The sequence below is a fragment of the Shouchella lonarensis genome, from assembly GCF_900096965.1.
Classification (GTDB): domain Bacteria; phylum Bacillota; class Bacilli; order Bacillales; family Bacillaceae_D; genus Shouchella; species Shouchella lonarensis.
Genome location: NZ_FMYM01000017.1, coordinates 1 through 3,109 on the forward strand (window position 1 = coordinate 1; position 3,109 = coordinate 3,109).

Here is a 3,109-nt window from a genome sequence, read left to right on the forward strand (position 1 = left end):
GATCTACGCTCGCAGGGGGAAGCCCCCAACTACTATCGACGCAAAAGAGCTTAACGACCGTGTTCGGCATGGGAACGGGTGTGACCTCTTTGCCATAAGCACCGGATAATGAGAGAACGATTCTCTCAAAACTAAATCATGGGACTCAAATGTAAGGATGAATATTTAGGATAAGACCTCGACCGATTAGTATCTGTCCGCTCCATGTGTCGCCACACTTCCACTCCAGACCTATCAACCTCATCATCTCTAAGGGGTCTTACTGACTTGCGTCATGGGAAATCTCATCTTGAGGGGGGCTTCGTGCTTAGATGCTTTCAGCACTTATCCCGACCATACGTAGCTACCCAGCGATGCTCCTGGCGGAACAACTGGTACACCAGCGGTATGTCCATCCCGGTCCTCTCGTACTAAGGACAGCTCCTCTCAAATTTCCTACGCCCGCGACGGATAGGGACCGAACTGTCTCACGACGTTCTGAACCCAGCTCGCGTGCCGCTTTAATGGGCGAACAGCCCAACCCTTGGGACCTACTACAGCCCCAGGATGCGACGAGCCGACATCGAGGTGCCAAACCTCCCCGTCGATGTGGACTCTTGGGGGAGATTAGCCTGTTATCCCCAGGGTAGCTTTTATCCGTTGAGCGACGGCCCTTCCATACGGCACCGCCGGATCACTAAGCCCGACTTTCGTCCCTGCTCGACTTGTAGGTCTCGCAGTCAAGCTCCCTTATGCCTTTGCACTCTACGAATGATTTCCAACCATTCTGAGGGAACCTTTGGGCGCCTCCGTTACTGTTTAGGAGGCGACCGCCCCAGTCAAACTGCCCACCTGACAATGTCCCTGACCCGGATCACGGGTCGAGGTTAGAATGTCAGTACCGTCAGGGTAGTATCCCACCGATGCCTCCACCGAAGCTGGCGCTCCGGCTTCCTAGGCTCCTACCTATCCTGTACAAACGATACCAACACTCACTATCAAGCTACAGTAAAGCTCCATGGGGTCTTTCCGTCCTGTCGCGGGTAACCTGCATCTTCACAGGTACTATAATTTCACCGGGTCTCTCGTTGAGACAGTATCCAAGTCGTTACACCATTCGTGCGGGTCGGAACTTACCCGACAAGGAATTTCGCTACCTTAGGACCGTTATAGTTACGGCCGCCGTTTACTGGGGCTTCAATTCAGAGCTTCTCCCGTAAGGGATAACCCCTCCTCTTAACCTTCCAGCACCGGGCAGGTGTCAGCCCCTATACTTCGCCTTGCGGCTTCGCAGAGACCTGTGTTTTTGCTAAACAGTCGCTTGGATCTTTTCACTGCGGCTCTCTCGGGCTATTCACCCTATTAGAGCACCCCTTCTCCCGAAGTTACGGGGTCATTTTGCCGAGTTCCTTAACGAGAGTTATCCCGCGCGTCTTAGAATTCTCTTCTCGCCTACCTGTGTCGGTTTGCGGTACGGGCACCTGTCTTCTCACTAGAGGCTTTTCTTGGCAGCGGAGGATCAGGGATTTCGGACCCTAGGGTCCTTCACGGTCACAGCTCAGCCTTTATGAAACGCGGATTTGCCTACGTTTCAGCCTCACTGCTTCGACGCGCTCAGCCAGCGGCGCGCTCTCCCTACCTTTCTGCGTCCCCCCATCGTTCAAACGAATACGAGGTGGTACAGGAATTTCTACCTGTTGTCCATCGCCTACGCCTTTCGGCCTCGGCTTAGGTCCCGACTTACCCTGAGCGGACGAGCCTTCCTCAGGAAACCTTGGGCTTTCGACGGAGGGGATTCTCACCCCTCTTTTCGCTACTCATACCGGCATTCTCACTTCCAAGCACTCCAATAGTCCTCTCGGTCTACCTTCACTGTCCTTGGAACGCTCCCCTACCCAATCCCTTGCGGGATTGCCATAGCTTCGGTGATACGTTTAGCCCCGGTACATTTTCGGCGCAGCGTCACTCGACCAGTGAGCTATTACGCACTCTTTCAATGATGGCTGCTTCTAAGCCAACATCCTGGTTGTCTAAGCAACGCCACATCCTTTTCCACTTAACGTATACTTTGGGACCTTAGCTGATGGTCTGGGCTGTTTCCCTCTTGACTACGGATCTTAGCACTCGCAGTCTGACTCCCGAGCATAAGTATTTGGCATTCGGAGTTTGACTGAATTCGGTAATCCTGTGGGGACCCCTCGTCCAATCAGTGCTCTACCTCCAATACTCTTCACTCGAGGCTAGCCCTAAAGCTATTTCGGGGAGAACCAGCTATTTCCGAGTTCGATTGGCATTTCACCCCTACCCACACCTCATCCCCGCAATTTTCAACTTGCGTGGGTTCGGGCCTCCAGTCGGTGTTACCCGACCTTCACCCTGGACATGGGTAGATCACACGGTTTCGGGTCTACGGCGGCGTACTATAGCGCCCTATTCAGACTCGCTTTCGCTGCGGCTCCGCTTTTTCATGCTTAACCTTGCACGACACCGTAACTCGCCGGTTCATTCTACAAAAGGCACGCCATCACCCATTAACGGGCTCTGACTAGTTGTAGGCACACGGTTTCAGGATCTCTTTCACTCCCCTTCCGGGGTGCTTTTCACCTTTCCCTCACGGTACTGGTTCACTATCGGTCACTAGGGAGTATTTAGCCTTGGGAGATGGTCCTCCCGGATTCCGACGGGGTTTCTCGTGTCCCGCCGTACTCAGGATCCACGCAGGAGGAAACGAAGTTTCAGCTACAGGGCTGTTACCTTGTACCGCGCATCTTTCCAGATGCTTCACTTACGCCGTTTCTTTGTAACTCCATGTTGCGTGTCCTACAACCCCAAGAGGCTAGCCTCTTGGTTTGGGCTCTTTCCGTTTCGCTCGCCGCTACTTAGGAAATCGATTTTTCTTTCTCTTCCTCTGGGTACTTAGATGTTTCAGTTCCCCAGGTCTGCCTCCTCACATCCTATGTGTTCAGATGTGGGTACCATCCCATTACGGATGGTGGGTTTCCCCATTCGGAGATCTCCGGATCATTGCTTACTTACAGCTCCCCGAAGCATTTCGCTGTTCGTCGCGTCCTTCTTCGGCTCCTAGTGCCTAGGCATTCACCGTGCGCCCTTTCTACCTTATCCTCTGTGC

Annotated in this window: 2 rRNA genes; both read right to left on the minus strand. The window is 53.5% G+C overall.

Annotated features, from left to right (window positions below):
* Nucleotides 1–106, minus strand: a 5S ribosomal RNA gene (rrf, locus tag BLT29_RS12925); the annotation flags it as partial.
* Nucleotides 107–166: 60 nt separating this feature from the next.
* Nucleotides 167–3,102, minus strand: a 23S ribosomal RNA gene (locus BLT29_RS12930).
* Nucleotides 3,103–3,109: the final 7 nt, after the last annotated feature.